4 protein-coding genes and 1 pseudogene are annotated in these 5060 nt (G+C 72.6%); 1 reads left to right on the top strand and 4 read right to left on the bottom strand.

Going from position 1 to position 5060, the window contains the following annotated elements; all coding sequences use genetic code 11:
• A partial coding sequence (locus GL263_RS21210; RefSeq protein ID WP_182857331.1) for a zinc ribbon domain-containing protein occupies window positions 1-815 on the bottom strand: 815 nt, incomplete at its 3' end.
• 454 nt (window positions 816-1269) lie between these two features.
• On the opposite strand from GL263_RS21210, the pseudogene GL263_RS21205 reads away from it, so the two are divergent.
• Window positions 1270-2151 (top strand): annotated as a pseudogene (locus tag GL263_RS21205) (chitinase); the annotation flags it as partial.
• A gap of 66 nt (window positions 2152-2217) precedes the next feature.
• On the opposite strand, the gene GL263_RS21200 reads toward GL263_RS21205, so the two are convergent.
• The 3 genes from GL263_RS21200 to GL263_RS21190 form a co-directional block, all read right to left on the bottom strand.
• Window positions 2218-3555 (bottom strand): Nramp family divalent metal transporter, encoded by a 1338-nt coding sequence (locus tag GL263_RS21200; protein WP_182857329.1) that lies wholly within the window; start codon window positions 3553-3555, stop codon window positions 2218-2220.
• A gap of 91 nt (window positions 3556-3646) precedes the next feature.
• On the bottom strand, window positions 3647-4549 hold the full coding sequence (locus GL263_RS21195; protein ID WP_182857328.1) for a S1 family peptidase: 903 nt from the start codon (window positions 4547-4549) through the stop codon (window positions 3647-3649).
• A gap of 136 nt (window positions 4550-4685) precedes the next feature.
• On the bottom strand, window positions 4686-5060 hold a 375-nt coding region (locus tag GL263_RS21190; protein WP_182857327.1), incomplete at its 5' end, for a RidA family protein.

Raw genomic sequence — 5060 nt, 5'->3', positions numbered from 1 at the left:
GGGGGCACCGGGGCCTGGCAGAACACGCAGCGGTCGCCGATGAGTTCGAGTCCGCACCAGTGGCAGGTGGCGCGCCGCACCGAGCAGACGATCTGGTAGAGCATCGACACGTCGGGTATGGCCGCGGCGAACTCCACAAAGCGGCCGGTGCCCCACCAGCGGCTGGACTCCGTTGGCGGTGAGGCGGGTTCGAGGGAGGCGACGCGCCACTGGTCGGCCAGCTCCCCGGTGACCCAGTCGCCGTTCAGCTGGCCGGTCGCGACGGTCAGCCGGGTGGCGTAGGCAGGGCCCTCCAGGGTGGCCTCGCCGCCGATCCTGACGAGTTGCGGGACGGGTGCGGCGAGTACGCCGAAGCGGCCGCCGGGCAGCCAGGACCTGGCGTGCGCGCGGAGCGGCACGGGGAGGCGTCCGAGCCGGGCGACGGAGCCGAGCAGCGCGCCGGCGTGCACGTAGTGCGCGAGCAGTCGGACGGCGCCGGCGAGCACCCCGGGACTGAGGTCGGCGGTGGAGAGCTGCCGCAGTTGGCGTACGAGGACGGCGAGCCCGAGCGGGGGCAGGTCGGAGCGGACGAGTGCGACGCGGTCGCTCTCCAGCACCGACCGGACGGTGTGCAGCCGTTGCCGTGCGGCGGGGTCGACGGCCGTGCTGTAGAGGGCGATGACGTAGCCGTGCTGGTCGAGCAGCATGCGCATGGTGCTGAGCGCGTCGTCGAGGGTCTGCTCGCCCGGCGGCGTGAGGACGTGTGCGGCGGGCGTGTGCGGTTCGGTGGCGTCCAGTTGGAGACCGGCACAGGTGACGGCTATCGCGGTGCTCACGTGGGACGTACCGTCCTCTCCCCCGGGGTCCGGCGGTTGGGCGCGGACCTCACCAAGCGTGCTGCGGCTGTCACGCCAGACTATCGGCGCGAGGGCCGGCGGTGAACCTTTCCCGGAAGCTGGTCCGTCCCGCCGACGTGCGAGTTCATCGGCGCCGGCCGGCGCGCGCCCCAACGCGTCTTCCCGCAACAGGGGTTGACACGGCAAATGGTCTGGACCAGCCTGCTCGTCAACGGAATCTCGGTGGCCACCGAGCAACGCGTCCCCACACGCGCCCCCACACCCCCACAGGAGGCCGACCGTGCGACCCCTTCGACGATCCCGCCTCGGGCTGCCGCTCGCCGGCGCGCTCGCCCTCGTCCTCGGCGCCACGCTTGCCGCCGGCTCCCCCACGTCGGCGGCCGGCGTACCCGGCGACGCCCCGGCGTCCGAACGCCCGCCGGGCGCGGTCTCGGTGCCCCGCCACGCGGTCACCGGCTACTGGCAGAACTTCGACAACGGCGCCACCGTGCAGAAGCTGCGGGACGTCCAGGACGACTACGACATCATCGCGGTGGCGTTCGCCGACTCCACGACACGGCCCGGTGAGATCGAGTTCAACCTCGACCCGCGCCTCGGCTACGCGTCCGACGACGAGTTCCGGGCCGACGTCGCCGCCAAGCGGGCGGCCGGCAAGGCCGTGATCATCTCCGTCGGCGGCGAGTTGGGCAACGTGATCGTCAACGACGACGCGTCCGCCCGGCGGTTCGCCGAGAGCACCCACGCCCTGATGCGCGACTACGGCTTCGACGGCGTGGACATCGACCTGGAGCACGGCATCAACTCGACCTACCTGACGCGCGCGTTGCGTCAGCTGTCGGGCCTCGCCGGGCCGGGCATGGTCCTCACCATGGCGCCGCAGACCCTGGACATGCAGTCGACGAGCAGCGAGTACTTCAAGCTGGCGCTGGCCGTGAAGGACATCCTGACCGTGGTCAACACCCAGTACTACAACAGCGGTTCGATGCTCGGCTGTGACAACAAGGTGTACCACCAGGGCTCGGTGGACTTCCTCACCGCGCTGGCGTGCATCCAGCTCGAAGGCGGGCTCGACCCCTCCCAGGTGGGGCTCGGCCTGCCGGCCTCCCCCCGGGGCGCCGGCTCGGGCCACGTCTCGCCGCACGTGGTGACGGCGGCGCTGGACTGCCTGACGCGCGGCACCCGCTGCGGCTCCTTCACCCCGCCGCGCACCTACCCCGGCCTGCGCGGCGCGATGACGTGGTCGACGAACTGGGACGCGTCCGCGGGGAACGCGTGGTCCTCGGTCGTCGGCCCCCACGTACGCGCGTTTCCGTAGGGGCGCGTACGTGGCGACCGGGGCGCGGGCGGGTGGCGTGAGCAACCGCCCGTCCGCGCCCGGCGGTCACCAGGGCAGGTTCCGGACCTGTTCGACGCACAGCACCAGGAACAGCACGGCCGACAGCAGCAGCATCACGTTCGACAGCCGGCCGTTCCGCCACTCCTCCGGGACCCCGCCGCGCTCCGGGCCCCGGTTGAGCAGCCACAGCAGCGTGCCGGCCAGGAAGGGCAGGAAAAGCGAGCCGAGCACGCCGTACGCGATGACCAGCCCGAACGGCCGGTCCAGGAACAGCAGCGCGATCGGCGGGAACGTCAGCCACAGCAGATAGCCCCGGAAGGGCGCCGAGCGCTCCCGGGCGCCCGCCGCGACCTCCTCGGTGCCGGGCGCCGCGACCTCCTCGGTGCCGCGTGCCGCCGCGCCGTGCCGCATGTGCGCGACGTAGTCGGCGAACAGCAGGCTCACGCCGTGCCAGACGCCGACGAGCGAGGAGAAGCTGGTGGCGAAGAAGCCCACGAGGAACAGCTTCGCGGTGGGCGCGTCGAAGCGGCGTTCCAGCTCGTCGCCGACGTCGAGCAGACCCCGGCTGCCCTCGGCGAGGGTGATGTTGGTGGCGTGCAGCAGCTCCGCGCCGACGATGATCATGGCGATGGTGAAGACGCCGGTGGTGACGTACGCGGTGGTGTTGTCCAGCCGCATCATGCGCATCCACGCCGGGGTGCGCCAGCCCTTGGCGTTGACCCAGTAGCCGTAGGCGGCCATCGTGATGGTGCCGCCGACGCCGCCGATCACGCCGAGCGTGTAGAGCAGCGAGCCCTCCGGCAGGGTGGGCACCAGCCCGGTGAACGCCCGCCCGGCGTCCGGCAGCACCCGGACGGCCAGCACGACCACCACCACGAACATCGTGCCGATGAGCACGGTCAGCACACGCTCGACGACCGCGTACCGGTTGAACCAGACGAACGCCAGGCCGAGCAGCGCGCAGCCGACGCCCCAGACCTTGAGGTCGGCCACTCCGGGGAAGAGCGCCACCAGCGGCAGCGCGCTCGCCGACATCGCGGTGGCGCCGTAGACGAAGCCCCAGAGGACGATGTAGACGCCGAAGTAGTAGAGCGTCCACCGGCCGATGCGCCGCCAGCCGTCGAACAGCGTGCGCCCGCTGGCGAGATGGAAGCGGGCCGCGCCCTCGGCCATCGCCACCCGGATCACGCAGCCCACCACCACCGCCCACAGCAGCCCGTAGCCGAAGCGGCTGCCGACCACCAGGGTCGCCACCAGGTCCCCCGCGCCGATCCCGGTCGCGGCGACGACCAGCCCCGGCCCTATGTGGCGCAGCCGCACCCGCGCGTCGGTCCTGAGATCCCGCGCGCCCTCGTCGTCTGCTCTGCTGTGTGTCTCGGTCATCTGGCGGCACAGCTCCGGGCGGGCCCCCGTGGTCGGGTGGGGTGGCCGCGTTCCAGCGGCTCGGCGGGGTGACGGCAAGACCGCCTTGCGCTCACGGCTTCGGCAGGGTGCAGGCGGGCAGGGTGAGGTCGAGCCGGCCGCCGGCGGTGACGCAGCCGGTCAGCGCGTGGACCTGCTGGCCGTAGGCGATCCCGCGCCGGGTGGTGGTGTCGCCGTTCCCGTCCACCTCGCACGGGCTGTGCAGGGCGCAGGGTGTGCCGCCCCGGTTGGCGGTGCTGTTGACGCCGATCACCCGGCCCGTCTCCCGGTCGACGACCGGGGCGCCGGAGGTGCCGGGGGCGGTGTCGCAGCCGGAGGTGTACCGGAGGGAGTCTCGCATCACCCAGCCGTCCTCGTGGAGTTCGTGGACAAAACCGTCGAGCCGGCAGCTGTAGACGCGCTTCCAGTAGCCGGAGACGACGTCGATGCGCGCGCCGGGGGTGCCGCGCGCGGCGGCGATCTCCAGCGGGCGGACGCCGTGGCGGTCCTCGATCTCCCGGTAGCTGGTGGTGAGTCGGTACACCGCGAGGTCGGTGCCGGTCATGGTGGCGTAGACGATCCTCGCGGTCCGCAGGGTGGCGGCCTCCCGGCCGCCGGCGGCCAGCAGGGTGAGGGAGCGGCTGGAGGGGCGGTCGACGATCACCCGGCCGGGTTCTGGCATGCCGCTCTCCAGGCAGTGCCCGTTGGTCAGGACGAGGGCGGGGTCGTCCGGACCGGCATCGGGCGTTCTGACCAGTGCACCGGAGCAGTTGCCGAGCGCGACGGTCCCCGCCAGATCGGTGGCGGCGGCCGTCGGCGCGGCCGCCGGGGACGCCGCTGCCGGCGCGGCGGTGACGCCGAGCGGGAGGGCGGTCGTGGCACCCAGCAGCAGCGCGGCGAGCGCGCCGCGCAGGCGGCGGGCGTGGGCTGTTCGCGCTGTTCGTGCGGTTCGCGCTGTTGGCGCTGTTGGCGCCATGGGGGTGTCCTCCCGTACGGACGGCGCTGCCTGGCGGATCGTCAGTACGGGAGAACGTCGTGCGGGCGGCGGCCGTCACGGCCGGGGGTGTCGATTGCCCCGAACCGGTGACGTCCGAGTGGACCCCGCCAGACCGTCAGTCGAGTACGGCGAGTGCGTCGATCTCCACCAGCAGCCCGGCCGGCAGCCCGACGTACACCGTCGTGCGGGCGGCTGGCACCTTCACTCGATCGGTGAAGTACTCGTCGTAGATGGCGTTGAACTCGGTGAAGTGGTCGGTGTCGGTGAGGTAGACCCGCACCATCACCACGTCTTCCCAGCTCGCGCCGCCTTCCGCGAGTACCGAGGCGACGTTCTCCAGCGTCTGGAGGGTCTGTTCGCGCAGCCCGGGGCCGACCGGGGTCGGCGGCTGTCCGGGTACGGCGGGCCCGAAGCCGACCTGCCCGGCGACCTGGAGGAGGTTTCCCTTGCGTACGCCGTGGGAAAAGCGCGCGGGCGGGGTGGTGTGCGT

It is taken from the genome of Streptomyces durbertensis, from assembly GCF_014156695.1.
GTDB lineage: Bacteria > Actinomycetota > Actinomycetes > Streptomycetales > Streptomycetaceae > Streptomyces > Streptomyces durbertensis.
The sequence above is the reverse complement of the archived record's forward strand: the minus strand, read 5'-3'. Positions and strand labels throughout refer to the sequence as shown.

What these genes read in the sequence shown, in the direction of transcription:
- GL263_RS21195 (WP_182857328.1), bottom strand. Translation starts at nt 4,549, where the DNA reads ATGGCGCCAACAGCGCCAACAGCGCGAACCGCACGAACAGCGCGAACA.
- GL263_RS21200 (WP_182857329.1), bottom strand. Translation starts at nt 3,555, where the DNA reads ATGACCGAGACACACAGCAGAGCAGACGACGAGGGCGCGCGGGATCTC.